19 protein-coding genes are annotated in these 21,576 nt (G+C 62.9%); 2 read left to right on the top strand and 17 right to left on the bottom strand.

The genetic code is table 11. The annotated features are described in order from the left end of the window. Positions 1-14: 14 nt before the first annotated feature. The 4 genes from mazG to cysM are packed head-to-tail and all read right to left on the bottom strand — an operon-like array spanning position 15 to position 5,555. Positions 15-917 (bottom strand): nucleoside triphosphate pyrophosphohydrolase, encoded by a 903-nt coding sequence (gene mazG / locus GRB80_RS10555; RefSeq protein WP_132043970.1) that lies wholly within the window; start codon positions 915-917, stop codon positions 15-17. After that, positions 914-3,196 carry a GTP diphosphokinase gene (gene relA, locus GRB80_RS10550; protein ID WP_132043972.1) on the bottom strand — a complete coding sequence of 761 codons (2,283 nt, stop codon included), beginning with the start codon at positions 3,194-3,196 and terminating at the stop codon, positions 914-916. Before relA ends, mazG begins: the two co-directional genes overlap by 4 nt. Next, the gene (locus tag GRB80_RS10545) at positions 3,189-4,655 is read right to left on the bottom strand and encodes an RsmD family RNA methyltransferase (RefSeq protein WP_161423554.1); all 1,467 of its coding nucleotides are present in this window, start codon (positions 4,653-4,655) and stop codon (positions 3,189-3,191) included. Before GRB80_RS10545 ends, relA begins: the two co-directional genes overlap by 8 nt. A gap of 3 nt (positions 4,656-4,658) precedes the next feature. Next, on the bottom strand, positions 4,659-5,555 hold the full coding sequence (cysM, locus tag GRB80_RS10540; RefSeq protein ID WP_132043976.1) for a cysteine synthase CysM: 897 nt from the start codon (positions 5,553-5,555) through the stop codon (positions 4,659-4,661). Between the two features lie 110 nt (positions 5,556-5,665). On the opposite strand from cysM, the gene GRB80_RS10535 reads away from it, so the two are divergent. Continuing rightward, on the top strand, positions 5,666-8,386 hold the full coding sequence (locus tag GRB80_RS10535; protein WP_161423553.1) for an ATP-binding protein: 2,721 nt from the start codon (positions 5,666-5,668) through the stop codon (positions 8,384-8,386). Here the strand turns inward: GRB80_RS10535 and acpS are convergent. From acpS to rpoE, 11 genes are all read right to left on the bottom strand, one after another. Continuing rightward, positions 8,326-8,703 (bottom strand): holo-ACP synthase, encoded by a 378-nt coding sequence (gene acpS / locus GRB80_RS10530; protein ID WP_132043980.1) that lies wholly within the window; start codon positions 8,701-8,703, stop codon positions 8,326-8,328. The two genes, GRB80_RS10535 and acpS, sit on opposite strands and share 61 nt — an antisense overlap. A 3-nt stretch (positions 8,704-8,706) precedes the next feature. Continuing rightward, positions 8,707-9,504 carry a pyridoxine 5'-phosphate synthase gene (gene pdxJ, locus GRB80_RS10525; protein WP_161423552.1) on the bottom strand — a complete coding sequence of 266 codons (798 nt, stop codon included), beginning with the start codon at positions 9,502-9,504 and terminating at the stop codon, positions 8,707-8,709. Positions 9,505-9,626: 122 nt separating this feature from the next. After that, positions 9,627-10,373, bottom strand: a complete 747-nt coding sequence (gene recO / locus GRB80_RS10520) for a DNA repair protein RecO (protein WP_132043984.1) — start codon at positions 10,371-10,373, stop codon at positions 9,627-9,629. A gap of 97 nt (positions 10,374-10,470) precedes the next feature. Further along, positions 10,471-11,370: a GTPase Era gene (era, locus tag GRB80_RS10515; protein ID WP_132043986.1), complete on the bottom strand. Its 900-nt coding sequence runs from the start codon at positions 11,368-11,370 to the stop codon at positions 10,471-10,473. Further along, the gene (gene rnc, locus GRB80_RS10510; protein WP_161423551.1) at positions 11,367-12,056 is read right to left on the bottom strand and encodes a ribonuclease III; all 690 of its coding nucleotides are present in this window, start codon (positions 12,054-12,056) and stop codon (positions 11,367-11,369) included. Before rnc ends, era begins: the two co-directional genes overlap by 4 nt. A gap of 68 nt (positions 12,057-12,124) precedes the next feature. Further along, positions 12,125-12,928, bottom strand: a complete 804-nt coding sequence (lepB, locus tag GRB80_RS10505) for a signal peptidase I (RefSeq protein ID WP_132043990.1) — start codon at positions 12,926-12,928, stop codon at positions 12,125-12,127. A 28-nt stretch (positions 12,929-12,956) separates the two neighbouring features. Continuing rightward, positions 12,957-14,774, bottom strand: coding sequence for a translation elongation factor 4 (lepA, locus tag GRB80_RS10500; protein WP_132043992.1), 1,818 nt, complete (start codon positions 14,772-14,774; stop codon positions 12,957-12,959). A gap of 153 nt (positions 14,775-14,927) precedes the next feature. Next, the gene (locus tag GRB80_RS10495) at positions 14,928-16,343 is read right to left on the bottom strand and encodes a DegQ family serine endoprotease (RefSeq protein ID WP_132043994.1); all 1,416 of its coding nucleotides are present in this window, start codon (positions 16,341-16,343) and stop codon (positions 14,928-14,930) included. Between the two features lie 112 nt (positions 16,344-16,455). Further along, positions 16,456-17,427 carry a MucB/RseB C-terminal domain-containing protein gene (locus GRB80_RS10490; RefSeq protein WP_161423550.1) on the bottom strand — a complete coding sequence of 324 codons (972 nt, stop codon included), beginning with the start codon at positions 17,425-17,427 and terminating at the stop codon, positions 16,456-16,458. 13 nt (positions 17,428-17,440) lie between these two features. Continuing rightward, positions 17,441-18,166, bottom strand: coding sequence for a sigma-E factor negative regulatory protein (locus GRB80_RS10485; protein WP_161423549.1), 726 nt, complete (start codon positions 18,164-18,166; stop codon positions 17,441-17,443). A gap of 189 nt (positions 18,167-18,355) precedes the next feature. After that, entirely contained in the window at positions 18,356-18,961 is a 606-nt protein-coding gene (gene rpoE, locus GRB80_RS10480; RefSeq protein WP_132044000.1) for an RNA polymerase sigma factor RpoE, read from the bottom strand. Positions 18,962-19,284: 323 nt separating this feature from the next. Here rpoE and GRB80_RS10475 point away from each other — a divergent pair, with 323 nt between their 5' ends. Next, complete coding sequence (locus GRB80_RS10475; protein ID WP_132044002.1) at positions 19,285-20,361, top strand: 3-deoxy-7-phosphoheptulonate synthase; 1,077 nt, start codon at positions 19,285-19,287, stop codon at positions 20,359-20,361. 101 nt (positions 20,362-20,462) lie between these two features. Here the strand turns inward: GRB80_RS10475 and xthA are convergent, their stop codons facing one another. Then, on the bottom strand, positions 20,463-21,299 hold the full coding sequence (gene xthA, locus GRB80_RS10470; protein WP_161423548.1) for an exodeoxyribonuclease III: 837 nt from the start codon (positions 21,297-21,299) through the stop codon (positions 20,463-20,465). After that, a complete protein-coding gene (locus tag GRB80_RS10465; protein ID WP_132044006.1) occupies positions 21,299-21,568 on the bottom strand; it encodes a hypothetical protein in 270 nt (89 codons plus the stop codon). Before GRB80_RS10465 ends, xthA begins: the two co-directional genes overlap by 1 nt. Positions 21,569-21,576 lie beyond the last annotated feature (8 nt).

The following is a 21,576-nucleotide window of genomic DNA, read 5'->3' as shown; positions in this document are numbered from 1 at the left end:
ACTGAGTCTCCGGATCAAGTGGCAGCATCGTTGTATTCATTACGCTTGGCGGCCTGCCAGTGACGCTCCATGGTCGCAAGATCGGCATCGGCGGGGCTAGTGCCCGTGGCCGCCAGGGCCGCCTCCACGTGACGGAAGCGGCGCTCGAACTTGGTGTTGGTGGCCCGCAGGCACTGCTCGGGGTCGGCCTTGAGGGTGCGGGCGAGATTGGTCACCGCAAACAGCAGGTCTCCCACCTCCTCGATGGCATGTTCCCGACTCCCCTCGGCCAGCGCCTCCTCGACCTCATCGAGCTCCTCGCGAATCTTGGCGATCACCCCTTGGGAGTCGGGCCAGTCGAACCCTACCCGGGCGGCACGCTTCGAGAGCTTGGCGGCTCGCGACAGCGCCGGCAGGGTGCGCGGCACATCATCCAGAGCCGAGAACGCAACACCGTCGACCCCTGGGGCATCAGAGGTGTCGTGCGTTTCACGCCTCCGCTGCACACGCTCTTCGGCCTTGAGGGCCTCCCAGCGGCGATTGATGCTTTCGAGTTCGGGGGCCTGGCGTAGCCCGATATCCGCCACACCAACGCCGGGGGAACGCCGTGAGGCCAGGCTGCCATCGGGGAAGACATGGGGGTGGCGACGCAGCATCTTGGCGGTCAGGGTATCCACCACCGTGTGGAAATCGAAACGTCCCTCTTCACTCGCGAACTGGGCGTAGTAGACCACCTGGAAGAGCAGATCCCCCAGCTCTCCGGGCAGCTCCTCCCAGGCGCGGCGCTCGATGGCATCGGCGACCTCGTAGGCCTCCTCCAGGGTGTGGGGCACGATGGTGTCCCAGTTCTGCCTGAGGTCCCAGGGGCATCCCCGGTCCGGGTCGCGCAGCACCGCCATCAGGGTCAGCAGATCGTCCAGACCGTGGTGCTGGCTCATGCCTTCTTCTCCTTGCCCTTGCGCTTGCCGGGCTTGCCGCCGCTGCGCAGGCGCCTCACCTCGATAACGTTGGGCAGCTGCTGGATGCGAGAGAAGAGCCGCCCCAGCGACTCCAGGCCATCCACTTCGACGGTAATGGTCAGCCGGGCGATGCCATCATCGGTATCGGTGAGGGTATTGACCGCCAACACGTTGACCTTCTCGTTGCCCAGCACACCGGTGACGTCGCGCAGCAGGCCGGAGCGATCCCACGCCTGCACCTCGATATTGACCGGGTACTGGGTTCGCGCCCGCTCGCCCCACTCCACCTCGATGATGCGCTGGGGCTCGTCCACACTCAACTGCAGAATATTGGGGCAGTCCTCGCGGTGCACCGTCACTCCGCGACCCTGGGTAATAAAGCCGACGATCGGCTCACCCGGTACCGGATGACAGCAGTTGGCCATGCTGGTCTTGAGGTTACCCACGCCCAGCACGGTGATATCACTCTTCTCGCCCTTTCCGGTGGTACGCCTGGGCTTGGCCAACAGGCGGTCGAGCTGCTCCTGGTCGTCGTTCTCACCGAACAGCTGCTGAGCCTGGTTCAACACCTGACCGATGCGCAGATCCCCCGCCCCCAGAGCGGCGTACATGTCATCGGGTGTTGCATAGTTGACCTTGCGCGCCAGGGTATCGAGGGCCATGTCTTCGAGGTCGAGGCGCTTCATCTCGCGCTCGAACAGGGTACGCCCCTCGAGGATGTTCTGATCACGGGCCTGGTACTTGAACCAGGCCTGAATCTTGGAACGTGCCCGGGAGGTGCGTACATAGGCCAGGCTGGGGTTGAGCCAGTCGCGACTCGGCCCCCCCTTGCTGGCGGTGAGGATCTCCACCTGCTGGCCGGTCTTCAGCGTATAGGTAAGGGGCACGATGCGGCCATTGACCTTGGCCCCACGGCAGCGGTGTCCCACCTCGGTGTGCACCCGGTAGGCGAAGTCGATGGGGGTCGCGACACGCGGCAGGTCGATGATATGACCATCCGGGGTGAAGACGTAGATGCGATCCGGGGCCACATCGCTGTTGAGGCCCTCGCGCAGATCGCCGAGATCACCGACCTCCTCCTGCCATTCGAGCACCTGACGCAGCCAGGCGATCTTGTCCTCGTAGCTGGTGCTCTTGGCCCGGGTATCATGTCCCTTGTAGCGCCAGTGAGCACAGACCCCCAGCTCCGCCTCCTCATGCATGGCGAAGGTACGTATCTGGATCTCCACGACCTTGTGCTCGGGGCCGAGGACCGCGGTGTGCAACGACTGATAGCCATTCTGCTTGGGGTTGGCAATATAGTCGTCGAACTCGTTGGGTACGTGGTGCCAGCGCGAGTGCACCAGGCCCAGCACGGTATAGCAGTCGGCGACTTCGGGCACCAGAATGCGCACCGCCCGAATATCATGGACCTGGGAGAAGTCGATGCGCTTGCGCTTCATCTTCCGCCAGATCGAGTAGATATGCTTGGCGCGGCCATCGACATCGTAGCGCTGGATACCTTGAGCATCCAGCAGGCCATTGAGAGTATTCACAATCTCGGTGATGTAGCGGTCGCGATCCAGGCGCTTTTCGGCCAGCTGGCGCGCGATGGCCTTGTAGTCATCCTCATGGAGATAGCGGAAGGAGAGGTCCTCGAGCTCCCACTTGAGGTGACCGATCCCCAGCCGATGCGCCAGGGGCGCATAGATATCGAACACCTCGCGGGCTACGCGCAACTGTTTGTCGCGGGGCGCTTCCCGGACCTGGCGCAGCGCACAGGTGCGCTCGGCGATCTTGATCAGTGCCACACGAACGTCGTCGATCATATTGACCAGCATCTTGCGCAGATTGTCCTGCTGGTCATGCTGGCCCATGTCATGGCTGGGCAGCTGCGTCGCACTGATCGCCGCCATCTGCAACACGCCATCGATCAGTCCGGCGACCTCCTTGCCAAACTGCTTGCCGACGGCCTCGAGGCCGACCAGCCCTTCACGCACCGCGCGATAGAGTACCGCGGCAACCAGCGCCGCCTGGTCGAGCTTGAGCTCACCCAGGATATCGGCCATCTCCAGGCCCATGCGAAAACTGGACCCTTCCGCCATCCAGGCCCGGTGGGGCCGGTCCGACTCGCCCTCCAGCCTCTCGGCGAGCCGACAGGCCGCGATCATCTCGGCAGGGTCGCGCAGCTTCACATCCTCCTGCAGGCGCTCGACCCAGCGTTCGATATCCACGCACCCCGCCTGGGTAAGTGGCTGATCCTCACGTACTTTAACCATCGACCAAGGCTCCTTGCCGCCGTTTCTCTGTCCGTGAATGTTCAAACAGCAGCATAGATTCCAGGTGAGAGGTATGCACGAACATATCGGCCACGGCGATGCGCGTGATCCGATACCCTCCCTGCACCAGGTGTGCGGCATCCCGTGCCAGGGTCGCCGGATCACAGGCGATATAGAGCACACGCGGCCCTGGCGCCGACGCCAGGGCCTGGGCGGCGGCTTCGGCACCCTCGCGTGGCGGATCGAGCACCACCACCTCGGGGCCGATGTTCTGCAGCAGCGCTGCCACTGTCTTCTGCTTTGCCAGGTCGGCCTGTTGTGCCGACAGCTGCAGCTCACCGCCCAGGGAGTTGTCACGCGCATTGGCATCCAGGCGCTCGACCATCGACGGGCTCCCCTCGACCGCCACGACTCGTGCTCCCGCGGAAGCCAACGGCAGGCTGAAGTTGCCAACACCGGCAAACAGATCAAGCAGCGTTTCACCGTCAAGATCACCTAGCCAGTTCAGGGCGGTCTTCACCATCTGTCGGTTGACCTCGGCATTGACCTGCAGGAAGTCGCCGGGAGCAAAACGCAGCTCGAGCTCTCTTTCGACACCCGGCACTCGGCAGCTCAGCAGCGGAGCGGGTGTCAGCCACTCCAGGGCGGGAGCCTCACGCCCTACCAGCCAGCCCAGATGGATCCCGTGTTCTGTGGCAAAGGCTCGCCAGGCTTCACGATCCGCGACGTGTTCCTTGAGCTGACGGATCACCAGGGTGCTGCCCTGATCGCTGGCCAGTAGCTCCAGATGCCCCACCTGGCGTGGCGCCTGCAGCGATATCAACTGACGATGCAGGGGGGCCAGCAGGGCATCGAGTTCAGGCATCAGGATGGTGCAATGAGCGATATCCACCAGGCGGTGACTATGGCGTGCGCGGAACCCCAGATGCAGGCGGCCCTCGGCATCCAGCTTGACCCCCAGTCGTGCGCGGCGTCGATAGCCCTGGCTGGCACCGGCCAGCAGCTCTGGCTCAGCGGCAAGCTCGATCCCCTGGCGCGCCAGCAGATCAACGAGAACTGCCTGCTTGTGGCGACGCTGAGCAGGCACTGCCAGATGCTGAAGATCACAGCCGCCACAGCGCTGATAATGGTTGCAGGGGGGGGTGACGCGCTCGGGCGAGGCCTCAAGCACCTCACGCACATGAGCCTCGTCGAAACGCTTACGGGTAAGGTGGATCGCCACCTCGACCCGCTCTCCGGGCAGCGCGCCGTCGACGAACAGCGTCTTGCCCTCGGCATCATGGGTCACGCCACGGCCATCATGGGCCAACCGCTCGATCACCAGGCCCTGCGCCTCGCACTCCCTCGAGGGCGCATCCCCCCTGCTACTCGTGTATGCCGGCGAGTGTGGCTGTCGGCCCTGCAGGCCGGAAACACCCGACCGCTCGCGACGCGGTCGCCGCTTGCCCAGCATCGCCATGACTCACTCCTCCGGGGCGTAGAGACCGGTGGAAAGATAACGGTCGCCGCGGTCGCAGACGATAAACACGATCACCGCATTCTCGACCTGCTCGGCGACTCGCAGGGCGCCGGCCAATGCCCCACCGGAGCTGACGCCGGCCAGGATGCCCTCCTCCCGAGCCAGGCGTCGCATATGTTCCTCGGCCTCACGTTGGCCGATATCGAGCACCCGATCGACGCGACTGGCATCGAAGATGCTCGGTAGATACGCCTCGGGCCAGCGGCGAATACCGGCGATACTGGCGCCATCCTCGGGCTGCAGGCCGATGATCTCGATGCCGGAGTTGCGCTCCTTGAGAGCCTGGGAAACCCCCATGATGGTACCGGTGGTCCCCATCGAGCTGATGAAGTGGGTCACGCTGCCGGCGGTCTGTTCCCAGATCTCCGGGCCGGTGCCACGATAGTGGGAGAGCGGGTTGTCGGGGTTGGCAAACTGATCCAGACGCTTGCCTTCACCGCGCGCGAGCATGGCCTCCGCCAGATCACGTGCCTCCTCCATGCCGCCCTCCTGGCTCACGGTGATCAGCCTGGCGCCGTAGGCCGCCATGCACTGCTTGCGCTCCTCCGAGGCGTTGTCGGGCATGATCAGCACCATGCGATAGCCCTTGATGGCCGCCGCCATGGCGAGGGCGATGCCGGTATTGCCCGAGGTTGCCTCGATCAACGTATCGCCCGGGACGATCTCTCCCCGGGCCTCGGCCTGCTCCAGCATGGCCAGGGCTGGCCGGTCCTTTACCGAACCCGCAGGGTTGTTACCCTCAAGCTTGGCCAGCAGCACATTGTTGCGACCGGCCGCGATACGCTTGAGGCGCACCAGCGGCGTATGACCGACGACGTCCTCGATGGTCGGAAAGTGCATGCAAGCATCCTTCTCTAAAGGTATTTTCACCATTATATCCGCGTGAATGCAGGGTGGACAGACACCTCCGCCGGCTGCGGGCCCCATCTCACTCACCGTCGAGATTCTCCATGTCACTAAAGCTGCGACTGCTGCTGACCGCACTGGTTCTCCCCTTGCTGCTGATGCTCGCCGTGGCGGTCATTACCCTGTCCCTGCACCGTGATGATCATGAGGGGCAGCTCGAGGCCAGGCTGAATCAGGCCACGGCTCTGATCGAACCCAGCCTATTGACTGCACTGCGAGCGAAGGACCTTTCAGCTCTGGAGGCACATACCGCCAACCTGCTCGACCTGCCGGAAGTCACGGCTGCGGCCATCATCGACACCGACGGCACGCCACAGGTGGAGGTCGGTCGTCTGACGCCGGGGGCTCCTGACGAGGATACCAGGGGCATCGTGCGACTGGGCGACGGCCACTGGCGTTTGATCCATCCTCTTGAGGACAACGCTAATACGCGCCTGGTGATGGATATCGATGCCAGCGGACTGCTGTTGGGCCATTATCGACAACTGGGTGCCAGCGGCCTGCTGCTTATCCTTGGTGCCGCCATCCTGGGGCTTGCCACCGCCAATACCTATCGGCGCCTGCAGCGCCCACTTGAGCAGATCGCTGCCACGCTGGCGAGACTGGCCCAGGAGGAGACTACCCAGCCACTGCCCCCTTCGCCTCCTGAGCTGCCCCCACTGGATGATCATATCAATATGCTGGCCTGGCGCCTTCAGGAGACTCGTGAAGAGATGCAGCGCCAGATCGCCCAGGCCACCAGGGAGCTGGAGGAATCGATGGAGACGGTCGAGATCCAGAACATGCAGCTGGATATGGCACATCGTCGCGCCGTGGAGGCCAACCGGGTTAAGTCAGAATTTCTCGCCAATATGAGTCACGAGATCCGCACCCCGCTCAACGGCATCATCGGCTTCTGTCGACTACTGGGGCGCTCGTCCCTGGATAGCCGCCAACAGGAGTGGCTGGAGCACGTCGATCGCGCCTGTAGCAATCTGCTGATGCTGGTCAACGATATCCTGGACTACTCGAGGCTCGAAGCCGGTAGGCTGGAACTCGAGCGAATGCCGATGGAAATGGTGGAGCTGATCGATGAGGTACTGGCATTACAGGCGCCCCTGGCCCAGCAGAAGGGGCTTGAACTGCTTGGCATGGTCTACGATGACGTGCCTGCGGTGCTACAGGGCGACCCGATGCGCATCCGCCAGGTGCTGACCAACCTGGTCAGCAATGCCGTAAAATTTACTGAACACGGAGACATTCTGGTCCGTGTGATGGTAGAGGAGAGCGAGGAGAGTCGCGTCATCCTGCGGATCAGCGTGACGGACACCGGCATAGGGCTTTCGGATGAGCATAGACAACGCCTCTTCGATGCCTTCCATCAGACCTCTCCAAGCCACCCTCGTGAGTTCGGCGGCAGTGGGCTTGGCCTATCAATCTGCCGCCAACTGGTGGAGCAGATGGGCGGTGAAATCGGAGTGGAGAGCGAACCGGGCCGCGGCAGCTGCTTTTCATTTACCCTGCCGTTGACTGGCGATCTCGAGTCGGAACGACCGCCGGAGCTTAACCTGGCCGGAGAGTCTATCCTGCTGGAGGAGCCGCACTCTCCCAGTCGATACGCTCTGCTGCACCTGTTACGCCGCTGGGGAGCCACGCCACGGCCGGCCGACATCACATCGCCATCTAGCCCGAGCCTGCTGATCGTGAGCCTGGGCGCACCACCCTACACTCCCGAACTTCTTCAGCACTGGCAAGAACGGATCAGCGAGCTGCAATGCCCCGCACTCGTGCTGTGTACCGCCAGTCCACTCGAGTTTCCCGACATCATGCTGCCCACCAGAAGCGAGATGCTGGCCAAGCCGTTTACGCGGCGCGCGCTCGCCGATGCCATCCAACGCATCCTGACAAGCAGGCAGCCTGCTGCACTGACCATCGTCGACAGATCGGCTGGCATGGCCGACACGACCTTACGACTGCTCGCCGTCGACGACAACAACACCAATCGCCGTCTGCTGTGTGAACTGCTGACCGGCCCTGGCGTGGAGATCACGATCGCCGAAGGCGGTGAGCAGGCCGTCTCGCTGGGGCGTGAACAACATTTTGACCTGGTGTTGATGGATATCCGCATGCCGGGCATGGATGGACTCGAGGCAACTCGTGCACTACGCCGCCTAGACGACAGGTGGCGGTGCACTCCGATCATCGCCGTAACCGCCCATGCATTGGAGGAGGAGCGCCGTCGGCTGATGGCCAGCGGCCTTGATGATGTGCTCATAAAACCGCTGGACGCCAGAGACCTGGCTGACCTGCTGAGTCGTCACCTGGGGAGCGCTCCCCACCACCTCCTGACAACCGGCGCATCATCGGAGAAAACACCGTCATCGGTACTTGCCACTGTGGATCTCACTCTGGGTACGCGATTGGCTGGTGGGCGAGAAGAGTTGGCACATCAACTGCTTCTTCAGCTCGCCGACTCTCTCGATGCAAGCGAGGAGGCAATACACCAGGCCTATGAGAGTCGGAACGACGAAGCGCTGCTGGATGCCATACACGCCCTCAATGGTGCCTGCCGTTACTGCGGGGCACCACGCCTGGGGCTGCTTGCCGAAACGATGGAAACACGCCTGCGTAGCCGCGGACGCGTGGCCATGGCCCCACTGATAGAGGACCTGGCCGACGCCATGGAGGAACTTCGCCAATGGCGCAAGGCCCAGTCCGAGGGAGCTCACCCCTCCAGTATCACGAAGGCGACCGCGAACTCCTCCTCATCGGATAGCGTCAGATGAGCGACACGTACACCGACACTGCGTGCCAGCTCATGGGCCTTGCCGGCCAACAGCAGCGATGGCCGACCGAGGCTGTCATTGATCACCTGGATCTCGGTCCAGCGCATGCCGTGACGCAGACCGGTGCCCAGCGCCTTGACGAAGGCCTCCTTGGCCGCAAAGCGCTTGGCCAGGAAGGCCGCCGGCCTGGCATGCCTCTGGATACGCTCGCGCTCTACCTCCCCCAGCAGACGACGGGTAAAGCGTTCTCCCCTGCGTGAGAGCGCGGCCTCGAAACGCGCCACCCTGGCAATATCAGTACCGATCCCCAGAATCATGACTTAATGGACATGGTCATCATGGTCATGATCGTGATCATGTTCCTCGAGGGCGGCGACGAAGCCAGCCTCCTGCCCCGCAATTGCCAGGCGCTTCATCTCGGATACCGCTTCCTTGAGGCCCACGAACAACGCCCGTGCGATGATCGCATGACCGATGTTGAGTTCATGCAGCCCCGGAATGGCGGCCACCGCCTCGACGTTATGGTAGTGCAGGCCATGACCGGCATTGACGGTCAGCCCCAACTCGAGGGCCATTTCGGTGGCCGCGGCGAGTCGCGCATGCTCACGGACGGCCTCGTCTCCTGTGGCTTCGGCATAACTACCGGTATGCAGTTCGATGACTGGTGCGCCGGCCCTGGCGGCGGCCGCGATCTGCTCGGGCTCGGGGTCGACGAACAGCGAGACCTCACAGCCCGCCGCGGTCAGGCGTTGGCAGGCATCGCGAATCGTCTCAAAACCACCGACTACATCGAGCCCCCCCTCGGTAGTCAGCTCTTCGCGCTTCTCAGGCACCAGACAGACGTGGGCCGGGCGCACCTCCTCGGCCAGGGCCATCATCTCCTCGGTCACCGCGATCTCGAGGTTCATGCGGGTATTCAGCACCTCGGCCAACAGCCGTACATCGCGTTCCTGAATATGCCGGCGATCCTCGCGAAGGTGGATGGTAATACCATCGGCGCCGGCCTCCTCGGCAAGCAGCGCTGCCTGGAGCGGGTCGGGGTAGCGCGTACCACGAGACTGACGCAGGGTGGCGATATGATCGATATTGACGCCAAGCAGGATACGGGGGGGATGCATATGGGTCTCCTTAAAATAAGCCGTAAGCCGTAAGCCGTAAGCCGTAAGCCGTAAGCCGTAAGCCGTAAGCCAGGATATCGGCGCCAGGCCTAGCGGCAGGGGTTTTGGTTACAGCTTAAGGCTTATAGCTTATAACTTATAGCTTCCGACGAAGATGGGCCCAGCTCCGAACGAAGTCCGGCGCGCCGGGCCTCGGCAAGCTCACGCATCAGCTCCCGGGAATGCAACGGACGGCTGCCCAGCAGTGGCGCCAGGGCGGCGCGAGCCACCATTTTGGCAGGACCGGCAAGCCCCGGCGCACTCCAGTCTTCGGCGGCGAGCAGGCGAAGGGTACGGCCATCGAGCCCTGGCCGGCCGAGGCGGAAGGCGCGGCTGGCAGCGTCGAAGACATAGCGAGCCTGGGGGTCGAGCTCGCCACCTTCGCTCGTAACGAAGCGTGGGGCAGCATCCAGTGACTCGAGCAGGGTAAACTCCAGGCGTCGAAGGGCTCCGGCGCGTGAGCCAGGGCTGGGAAGGGCCTCGAGCAGCGCGGTATAGAAGGCAAACACCTCCGCTACCGGAAACTCCACCGGGAGGGTGCGTGTCAGCAGCTCGTTGGCATAAAGCCCGCACAGCAGCCCTTCGCCCGCCAGCAGCGCCACCCCACCACGACTCTCCATTAGTCTCAGTCGTTTGAGCTCACCTTTCCCGATCCAGGTCACATGCAGCGGGGCGAAGGGCTGCAGCCCGCCACGCGACCGAGATCCGGGTCGCTGCACGCCCTGAGCGACCGCACGTACCCGGCCATGGTGAAGCGTCAACAGCTCTACCAGCGCACTGGTCTCGCGATAGGGGCGCTTGTGCAGCAGGAAAGCCGGCTCGGGGGTCATACGAGACGCCAGCCTCGTGCCGCCTGTTTGGGATTGTTTGGTGTCAGACCCTGGCCACGTCGGGGTCTGACCCCATAGGACGACTGGCGCAGCATCATTAGTCGAGGTCGTAACCCAGGCTCTTGAGCGCTCGCTCGTCATCGGACCAGCCACGCTTGACCTTGACCCACAGATTCAGCATCACCTTGGCTCCCAGGGCACGCTCCATATCGAGACGCGCCTCGCGGCCGATGCTCTTGATGCGCTCGCCGTTCTCGCCGATCAGGATCTTCTTCTGGCCCTGGCGCTCCACCAGGATCAGGGCGCTGATATGCACCACCCTGCCCTCGTCGCGGAACTCCTCGATCTCCACGGTCATCTGGTAGGGCAGCTCATCGCCAAGCTGACGCATGACCTTTTCACGCACCAGCTCGGCCGCCAGGAATCGCTGGCTCTTGTCGGTGATCTGATCCTCGGGGAAGAAGTGCACACTCTCCGGCAGGTGCTTGGCCACTTCGGCCTCTAGCTCCGGCACGTTGGTGCCGTGCTTGGCGGAGATCGGCACGATGGCGGCAAAATCCCGGCGCGCACCGACCGACTCCAGCCAGGGCAGCAGCTCGGACTTGTCCTGCAGGCGATCAACCTTGTTGACGGCCAGAATCACCGGCGCGTTGACATGCTCGAGGCGCTGCAGAACGACCTGGTCCTCGTCGCTCCAGCGAGTGCGGTCGATGATGAACACCACACAGTCCACATCGCGCAGCGCCTGCACGGCCGCCTGATTCATGAAGCGGTTGATCGCCTTGTTGCGATCCTTGGCCATGATATGGATGCCGGGCGTGTCGACGTAGATGAACTGAGTCTCCTCCTCGGTCTTGATGCCCATCACCTGATGGCGGGTCGTCTGGGGCCGCCGCGAGGTGATCGACACCTTCTGGCCGAGGATACGGTTCATCAGCGTGGACTTGCCGACGTTGGGGCGGCCGACGATGGCCACGAAACCACAGGTCTGGGTCATGACCGAACTCCTCTTGGCTCAAGCTGCTTCAGGGCCATCTCGGCGGCCTGCTGCTCGGCATGACGGCGGCTGGAGCCAATGCCGGTGGTATGATCCTGCAGCAGTTCCACATGGCACTCCACGGTAAAGGTCTGGGCATGGGCCTCGCCCTCGACACTGACCACCTCGTAGCGGGGCAAGGGCTCCTGACGCGACTGCAGGAACTCCTGAAGGCGTGTCTTGGGATCCTTCTGGGTATGCTGCAGACTGGTGTCTTCCAAACGCCCCGCATACCAGGAGAGTATCCGGGCACGCACGGCTTCCATGCCGGCATCGAGATAGATGGCGCCGATCACCGCCTCGACGGCATCGGCGAGGATGGAGTCACGGCGATGTCCACCGCTCTTCATCTCTCCGGAACCCAGCCTGAGATGTTCTCCAAACTCCATCTCGCGGGCCAACTCCGCCAGTGTCTGTCCCTTGACCAGGCGCGCGCGCAGGCGGGACAACTGACCTTCTCGCGCCTCGGGGAAGCGGCGGAACAGGGCCTCGGCAATGACGAAGTTGACGATGGAGTCACCCAGAAACTCGAGGCGCTCATTGTTCTGGCCACCATAGCTTCGGTGGGTCATGGCAAGCTCGAGCAGCGAGTGGTCGCCGAAGTCGTGGCCGAGACGTCGGCTGAAGGCGTTGAGGGTTTGGCTCACGAAAATCCTGTTATCTGATTCTGTCGTCTGATTCTGGTCGTACAGCTTCTGAAAGTACAACGAGGCAGTTAGTGAATGAGTCGCATGCTGGTGAAGCTAGGTAAGCCGCCATCCCAGTGCATCCAGACGGCAAAGGCACGTCCCACCACATTGGCTTCCGGCACGAAGCCCCAGTAGCGACTATCGTTGGAGTGGTCACGATTATCGCCCATGGTGAAGTAGTGCCCCTCCGGTACGATCAGTTCACGCATCTGGGGACCGAAGTCACGCGGGTTATTGTAGATGTGGTGCTCCACTTCGCCCAGTTGTTCGGTGTACATCAGCTCTCCCGGCGCCTCTGCCGGCCCTTCGGCCAACAGTGTCTTGGGCACTGGCTTCCCATTGATATAAAGCTGCTTGCCTTCGTAACGGATGCGATCACCCGGCAGGCCTACGACGCGCTTGATGAAATTGACAGACGGCTCGCTGGGAAAGCGAAACACCATGACATCACCACGCTCGGGCTCACCCAGATCGAGAATCTCGGTATGCACTACCGGCAGGCGCAGTCCGTAGGCAAACTTGCTGACGAGGATGAAGTCACCGATCTCGAGAGTCGGCCGCATGGAGCCCGACGGGATCTGAAACGGCTCCACCACGAAGCTTCTCAGTACCAGCACCACCAGCAGCACCGGAAAGAAGGAGCGGGCGTAGTCAACCGGCCAGGGCTCTTTCAACACCTGTTCTCGGGCATTGTTCGGCAGACCTTCGGTGGTACCAGCCTCGGCGGTTTGCAGTGACTGGCGACGAGCCGGCCGCCACCAGAAATAGTTGAGCAGGGTAATCACGCCGGTGACGGCAACGGCAATCACCAGCAGCAGTGAGAAGTCCATGGCGGTTCGTTATCCCTCGCTGGTGAAATCAGTCGTTGACCTTGAGCACGGCAAGGAAGGCGTCCTGGGGAATCTCCACCCGCCCTACCTGCTTCATGCGCTTCTTGCCTGCCTTCTGTTTCTCGAGCAGCTTCTTCTTGCGGGATACATCACCGCCGTAGCACTTGGCGGTCACGTTCTTGCGCAGCGCCTTGACGGTGGAGCGGGCCACCACCTGACCGCCAATGGCCGCCTGAATCGCCACGTCGAACATCTGCCGGGGGATCAGATCCTTCATCTTTTCCACCAGCAGTCGCCCGCGACTATGGGCATGATCACGGTGAATGATTACCGCCAGGGCATCGACCTTGTCACCATTGATCAATACATCCAGACGCACCAGCTTGGCGGCTTCGAAACGCTCGAAGTTGTATTCCAGCGAGGCATAACCCTTGGAGATCGACTTCAGGCGATCGAAGAAGTCCATCACCACTTCGGACATCGGCAGCTCGTAGGTAAGCTGGATCTGACTGCCCAGGAACTGCATGTCCTTCTGGGTACCACGACGCTGCTCACACTCGGTGATCACGTTGCCGACGAACTCCTGGGGAACCAGGATGCTGGCGCGCACAATGGGCTCGCGCATCTCCTCGACGTCGGCCATATCAGGCAACTTGGAAGGGTTGGCGACGTAGATCACCTCGCCATCCTTGAGCATAAGCTCATAGACCACGGTGGGCGCGGTGGTCAACAGATCGAGATCATATTCACGCTCGAGACGCTCCTGAATGATCTCCATATGCAGAGTGCCAAGAAACCCGACCCGGAAACCGAACCCCAGCGCATCGGAATTCTCCGGTTCATACTCCAGCGAGGCATCGTTGAGCGCCAGCTTCTCCAGGGCGTCGCGGAAGTCCTCATAGTCGTCGGCACTGACCGGGAACATGCCGGCATAGACCTGAGGCTTGACCTTCTGGAAGCCGGGCAGGCGAGCCACATCCGGGGTCTTGGTATGGGTGATGGTATCGCCCACCGGCGCCCCCTGGATCTCCTTGATACCGGCCACGATGAAGCCCACCTCACCGGCACGCAGGATACCGGTCTCGCGGCGCTGCGGGGTGAAGATACCCACCTCGTTGACCTGCCAGTCGCGACCGGTGGACTTGATACGGATCTTCTCGCCCTTCTTCAGGGTGCCGTCGAAGATCCGCACCAGCGATACCACCCCCAGATAGTTGTCGAACCAGGAGTCGATGATCAGCGCCTGAAGCTGGCCACCCGGGTCCCCCTTGGGCGGTGGAATATCGCGCACCAGGCGCTCCAGCAGGGCATCAATGCCCAGCCCGCTCTTGGCCGATACCTGACAGGCATCGGTGGCGTCCAGGCCGATGATCTCCTCGATCTCGTGGGAGACCTTGTCGGGGTCGGCCTGGGGCAGGTCCATCTTGTTCAACACCGGCAACACTTCGAGCCCCTGCTCGATGGCGGTGTAGCAGTTGGCAACCGACTGAGCCTCGACGCCCTGACCGGCATCCACCACCAGCAGGGCACCCTCACAGGCATACAGGGAGCGCGAGACCTCATAGGAGAAGTCGACGTGCCCAGGGGTGTCGATGAAGTTGAGCTGATAGATATTTCCGTCCGGCGAGTGATAGTCGAGGGTCACCGACTGCGCCTTGATGGTGATGCCCCGTTCGCGCTCCAGATCCATGGAGTCCAGCACCTGCTCCTTGAGCTCACGCTCGGTCAGGCCGCCGCAGGTCTGGATCAACCGGTCGGCCAGCGTGGACTTGCCATGATCGATATGGGCGATGATCGAGAAATTCCGGATATGCTTGAGCTTGTCGAGGGAGGTGTCTTGGGACATCGGTGGACTTCTACCTGAATAGAGTTCGGGGCGGCGGGCACGGCAAGGCCGGCCGGCGGCCAGGATGGGCGCATTGTACCGGTATGCCCGTGCCAGATACAGCAGCCCGACGGGAAGACCGTCGGGCTGCTGGAGAGCTGACAGGAAAAGAGGTCAATCGCCGGTCAGGCGAAGCGCGACAAACAGCGAACGACCATCACGGTAGAGGCGCACCGGAACGGCACGATCCGTGGGCAGTTCACGCGCCAGGGAGACCAGCTGTGAAGCGTCGGTAATGGCCTGGTGATCGATACTGACCAGAATATCACCGGCCTGCACCCCTGCGGCTGCGGCGGCTCCACTGGGGTCGACCGAGGCAATGCGGACACCACCCTCGATGCCGAGTCGCTTGCGCTCGGCGACATCAAGCTCGGTCACGGCAATCCCCAAGCGCGCCTGCTGACTGTCATGCCCCTTATCGGCAGTACCCCTGCCGCTTTCAGGCCAGTCACCCAATGTTATCTCAAGGCTGCGACGCTTTCCGTCACGCATCAGCTCAAGCTCGACATCGCTCCCCGGTGCGGTACGTCCGATCAGCCGCGGCAGCGTGCTGGAGTCATCCACCCGGGCGCCATCAACCTCGAGGATGATGTCACCGGCCTGGAGGCCCCCTGCCGCCGCCGGCCCGTCAGGGTCCAGGTCTGCGATCAGCGCGCCACGAGGATCGTCCATGCCGAAGGACTCCGCCAGATCGCGCGATACCGGCTGGATCATCACACCCAGCCAGCCGCGACGCACTTCACCATCGTTGCGCAGCTGATCGGCCACATCCATGGCAACATTGATGGGAATGGCAAATGATAGCCCCATGAAGCCACCGCTGCGGGTAAAGATCTGGGAGTTGATCCCCACCACCTCACCCTCGAGATTGAACAGCGGGCCACCGGAGTTGCCCGGATTGATGGCCACATCGGTCTGGATAAAGGGCACATAGGCATCGCGCGGCAGGGTCCGGTCGATGGCACTGACGATGCCCGCCGTGACGGAATGATCGAAGCCGAAGGGTGAGCCAATGGCCGCCACCCATTCACCGACCTTGAGGTCATCGGAGTCGCCGAGACGCAGTGTCGGCAGGTCATCGCTATTGACCTTGAGTACCGCCACATCGGTGCGCTCGTCGCTGCCTACCAGCTCGGCGGGCAGTTCCCGGCGATCATTGAGACGTACCAGAATTTCATCGGCGCCATCGACCACATGGGCATTGGTCATGATGTAACCGTCGTCGCTGATGATAAAGCCAGAGCCCAGCGACTGACGCTCATGGGGTTTGCCAGCCCCGTGCCCCGGCGGCACCGGGAAGCGGTCGCCGAAGAAGTGGCGAAAGATCTCGGGGACCTCCTCACCACCGAATCCCTGGAAGGGATTGCGACTCTGCACCATGCGGGTCGTCGAGATATTCACCACACCGGGTGCCGCCTCCTCCACCAGTTCGGTGAAGTCGGGCAGCTCACGGGCCATGGCCCCCTGCCAGGCCATCAGGGTCACGGCCAGCAGCATCCATAGGGAGAAGTGTCGCAGCATTCGCATCATGTTGGCTCCTGCGTAGCTTGGAATGAACCGGGTTGAATTGACCAGGATGGGATCAACCAGGTTGAAATGAGCAGTGCAAAAAGAGTATTGACAGCATCGGGGCGTCACCGCATCAGGAGTCCTCGGCGGCCCAGCTCAAGCCATCGGCAACCCGCAGCAACACCCGCGGCGGCATCTCCCCCATGACCACCACCTGACACGGGGTACCGTCCAGGTCACGGTGCCGCACAACGGCATGGGAGACGCCGAGCCGATGCAGCCCGGGGGCCAGGGGCTCAATCTCGCCGAGTGGCGCGACGAAGAGGCTGAAGGTGGAAAGGCCGTCGCTGAACAGACGATGGGTCACGTCGCTGCCATGACGCCCACTGTGCGTCTCCACTGGCTGAGGGCTGAATCCGCCAGGCAGCCAGCCGATGTGCCAGGCATCTCGAGGCGCCTCGCGGGGAGCGTCGATGCTCACCTCGCCCTGATGCAGCCGTGGCCGCTCGAGCACCGTCAACTGAAAGGTCTCCACCGCGCGACCGGTCTCATCGAGCAGACTCTGCTTGAGGGTCAAGCCGGTCTCGGCATCGAGCCACAGCCGCTTGCCGTAGCGAAAGCTGTCGAGCGGCGAGATATCCAGACGATAGGCCCGCCGGTTGGCGATACGCTCCTCACCTGCCAGACTCAAACGGTAATGAGACGAAATCTTCGCCGCAATGCCGGCCGGGATCGTGGGAGCCGAGCCACCCTCCGCCCAGCCCAGGCGCCCGATGCGACTGCGTCGCTCAAACACCTCGGGGGGACCATCCAGAAAGCGCGCCCTGCCCCGCTCGACCCCATCGTTGACCTCGTGACTGATCACGAGGGTGCGCACCCCATCGAAACCGATGCGCACCGCGTGGGCATCGTAGCGGTAGCAGTGGCCGGCCCAGAGATTGAGCTCGTACCAGTCGCGAGCGGTCTGCGGGGTCGGCTCCGTGGTTAGGAGACGACAGTCGAAGCGGTCATTATCGGGAGTGGCCTCCAGGGCAACGACAGAAGGCGCAACCGCCGCCAGCAGGAGCGGCACAAACACCGTAGCGCAACTGCGAAAGACGCACATCGCCGACCTCCCGTCAGCGCTGACCGAGGCTGTCGCCACCGCTGGCGCGCAGCAGCGGCATCCAGGCATCACCGCTGCGGTAGGCTGTCCCTTCGGCGTGACGATCCAGATAGGATTGCAACAGGCGCGCCTGCTCCTCATCGGCCATCAACGACTGCCGCTGGCTGGGCGCCAGGAACATCGGTGTGCTCTGCATGCCGGCGCCAACGGTCATCAGGCCACTGACGCCCCCCTGGGGCAACTGGAAGAGTGGCAGATCCGCCAATGACGGTCGCTGCACGGCGGTGGCTGCCAGGCCGGCGGGCGACGCCTGGGGGGCACCCTCTGGGGTGCCTCCGGCGAGCTCGGCCGACGGGGCTCCCCCGCTGGGCAGGCCGCCGCCGTTGTAGAACTGCACACCGGTGATCACCATCAACGACACCGCGGCGGCGATTCCGGCGCTGCGTGCCAGCGGAAGTGAGCGGCGTGCAGCAGCTGGCCGAGCTCTATCGTCGTGGAGACCCTTGTCGAGTACGGGGGCCGGCTCACTCTCAAGGCGCGCCAGGATGCCCGCCGACAGGTCGACGCTGACATCCACATCCGCCTCCTGTCTCATCAGGCTGCGCATCAGATGGTAGCGTCGCCACGCGTCGGCGGCATCGGGTTCATCACTCAGCGATTTCAGCACGCGGCGAAGCTCCAGCTCGTCGCCCTCATTGTCCATCAGGGCAGAAAGCGATTCCCGTGCGTTCTGACTCATTCTTTACACCTCAGCCTGGCAAGGCCCCGGCCTTGCATCCGTTATCACCCAGATGTCGACATCCGCAATAGCCGCCCCACGAATGCCGACGCTCTGAACCGCCTTTAGCGGATCGAACACTGCTTGAGACGCCAAAAGCATCGGTCAGTTCAGCGAATCGACAATAAATCGACAAATTACTGCTGGACATCACTCGCCCACCGGTTCGCGGTTGCGCGAGGTGGTCACCAGCGGCTGGATATGCTGGTCGACCGCCTCTCGTGCCCGAAAGATCCGCGAGCGCACGGTACCCACCGGGCACTCCATGATGGTGGCGATATCCTCATAGGAGAGCCCCTCCAGCTCGCGCAGCGTGATCGCGGTACGCAGGTCATCGGGCAGGGCCTCGATCGCCTCGAAGATGGCCCCCTTCAGCTGGTCGCGAGCCATGGCCGCCTCGGGGGTCTCGGTATCGGAGAGGCGGCCACTCTGATCGAGGATCTCGGCATCGACGATATCCAGGTCGCTGCCGGGCGGGCGCCGCCCCCTGGAGACCAGATGGTTCTTGGCCGTGTTGATGGCGATTCGATACATCCAGGTGTAGAAGGCGCTCTCGGCACGAAACTTTCCCAGGGCGCGATAGGCCTTGATGAAGGCCTCCTGGGCGACATCCTGCACCTCGGCATGGTCATGCACATAGCGCCCGATCAGGCCGATGATCTTGTGCTGATACTTCCTCACCAGCAGGTCGAAGGCGCGTGTATCACCCTTCTGGGCCCGCTCGACGAGCTGCTGATCGGTTTCCCTGGCGCCCATCTAGCCCCTCCCCGTCATCAGGCGACGGGAAGGGGCGCGTCGTCCGTAAGGCATGGAAACTTCAACAATATGGCGTGCTTGCATAGCGTCTACCTGAAGCCTGGGCGATTGGGGGTCAAAGACCATCATCAAGAGTCGCACAAGTGTTCCCTTTTCCTGTTCATCCATCAAGCCGCGGATCCTCATCGGGCGCGGCCGCTATGACACTGCCGGCCCTTCGTAGGTTCCCGCGATTGATCCGGCCTACCCCGGCCGGTGTATAGTAGAGCCAAAACAACCATGCCGTCAGGCCTTCAGCGCAGACACGACCCACAGGAAATCGCATGACAGATCAACAGGTCAGCAACCTCAACGTCCTCTCCCAGGACGTGCTTATCACCCCGGAAGCCCTCAAGCTGGAGATTCCGCTTACCGACGCCGCCGAGCAGACCGTGATCGAAGGGCGCCATACCATCCAGCGCATCCTGGACGGCGAAGACCCGCGTCTGCTGGTGGTGGTGGGCCCCTGCTCCATCCACGACGTGGATGCCGCCCTCGACTATGCCCGCCGCCTGCGCCGCCTGGCCGACGAGGTGAAGGACAGCCTGTATATCGTGATGCGCGTCTACTTCGAGAAACCGCGTACCACCGTCGGCTGGAAGGGGCTGATCAACGACCCCAACCTGAACGGCTCCTTCGAGATCGAGAAGGGTCTGCATACGGCTCGCCAGCTGCTGGTGGAGCTGTCCGAGATGGGGTTGCCGTTGGCCACCGAGGCACTCGACCCGATCTCGCCTCAGTACATTCAGGACTGCATCAGCTGGTCGGCCATCGGTGCACGCACCACCGAATCCCAGACGCACCGCGAGATGTCCTCGGGGCTCTCCTGCCCGGTCGGCTTCAAGAACGGCACCGACGGCAGCCTGGACGTGGCGGTCAATGCCCTGCAGTCGGTGGCCCATCCGCACAACTTCCTGGGCATCGACTACAAGGGGCGGGTGGCCATCATTCGCACCCGGGGCAACGTCTATGGGCACGTGGTGCTGCGCGGCGGCAACGGCAAGCCCAACTATGACAGTGTCAGCGTGGCACTGGCAGAGCAGGAGCTCAACAAGGCCGGCATCAAGCCCAACATCATGATCGACTGCTCTCACGCCAACTCCAACAAGGATGCGGCGCTGCAGCCGCTGGTGCTGGAGAACGTCACCAACCAGCTGCTCGACGGCAACCGTTCGATCATCGGCCTGATGGTCGAGTCCAATATCGGCTGGGGCAACCAGAAGTTGCCGGAGGATCTCGACCAGCTTCAGTACGGCGTTTCCATCACCGATGCCTGCATCGACTGGGAGACTACCGAGCAGGCCTTCAAGGAGATGAACGAGAAGCTGGCACCGGTCCTGGTCAAGCGTATCGAGCGCTGATCGACACTACCGATAGCGCCGACAGGCACCTACCACACAAGCCCCCGCCCCTCCTCGGCAAGCCCACGCTCCTCCGCGGCGTGGGCTTTCATGTTATGCCGTCACACTTGCGGCAGCGAAAGCTCGGTCCATACGGGGGCATGGTCGGAGGGCTTCTGCATACCGCGCAGCTCATAATCGATGCCGGCGTCGACCACCTTCTCCGCCAGCGGTGCGGTCACCAGGATATGGTCGATGCGCAGGCCCCGCTTCGGCTCGCGATCGAACCCCCTGGAGCGATAGTCGAACCAACTATAGCGGTCGGCCACCTCGGGATAATGCAGCCGGTAGCTGTCCGTGAGACCCCAGGCCTTGATACCCGCCAGCCACTCACGCTCCACCGGCTGGAAGCTGGTCTTGCCTTCGCGCAGCCAGCGCTTGCGATTGGCCTCGCCGATACCGATATCGATATCCTCGGGCGAAATATTGAAATCGCCCATCACCGCCAGGCGCTCGTCGGGGCGGTGATGGAGTTCGAGCAGCGACCCCAGCTGGGCGTAGAACGCCCGCTTGTGGGGAAACTTCGTCGGATGCTCGACACTCTCGCCCTGGGGGAAATAACCATTCCATACCGTCAGCGGCTCACCGTCTGACAGCCGCAGGGTCACGCCGATCATGCGCCGCTGAGCCTCATCCCCGTCATCGGGAAAGCCGTAGTGGACCGCCTCGGGCTCGCCACACTGGGCAGTATCGAGCATCATCGCGACGCCGTAGTGCCCCTTCTGGCCGTGATAGACGACGCGATAGCCCAGCGCCTCCACCGCCTCGCGGGGAAACTCGGCGTCCTGGACCTTGGTCTCCTGCAGGCCGATCAGCGCCGGCCGGTGGGCCGTGACCAACGCCTCCAGCTGATGAAGTCGCGCACGAATGCCATTGATATTGAATGAAACCAGACGCATCAGCTCGGCGTGCCTCCCCGCTCGGACTCTTCGCTGTCCGCCTGCTGCGCATCGCGTTGCGGATGGATATCAATGGCCTGCCCCGTTTCCTGACGAGCCTGCTTGCGGGCGGCCTGAAGCTTGCGCTGCTGACGTTTCTTCTGGGTGTAGCGCGTCGACGAGGTGACCTGGTCGGGATTCTCGTGGCGCCACTTCTTGTAGTCCTTGCGCCGACCGGTACGAATCTGCACCTTGTCGGCCAGCGAACGGGTCTTCTTGCGACGTGTCATGGGCATAC

The sequence above is a fragment of the Halomonas icarae genome (assembly GCF_009901955.1).
Lineage (GTDB): Bacteria > Pseudomonadota > Gammaproteobacteria > Pseudomonadales > Halomonadaceae > Halomonas > Halomonas icarae.
The sequence above is the reverse complement of the archived record's forward strand: the minus strand, read 5'-3'. Positions and strand labels throughout refer to the sequence as shown.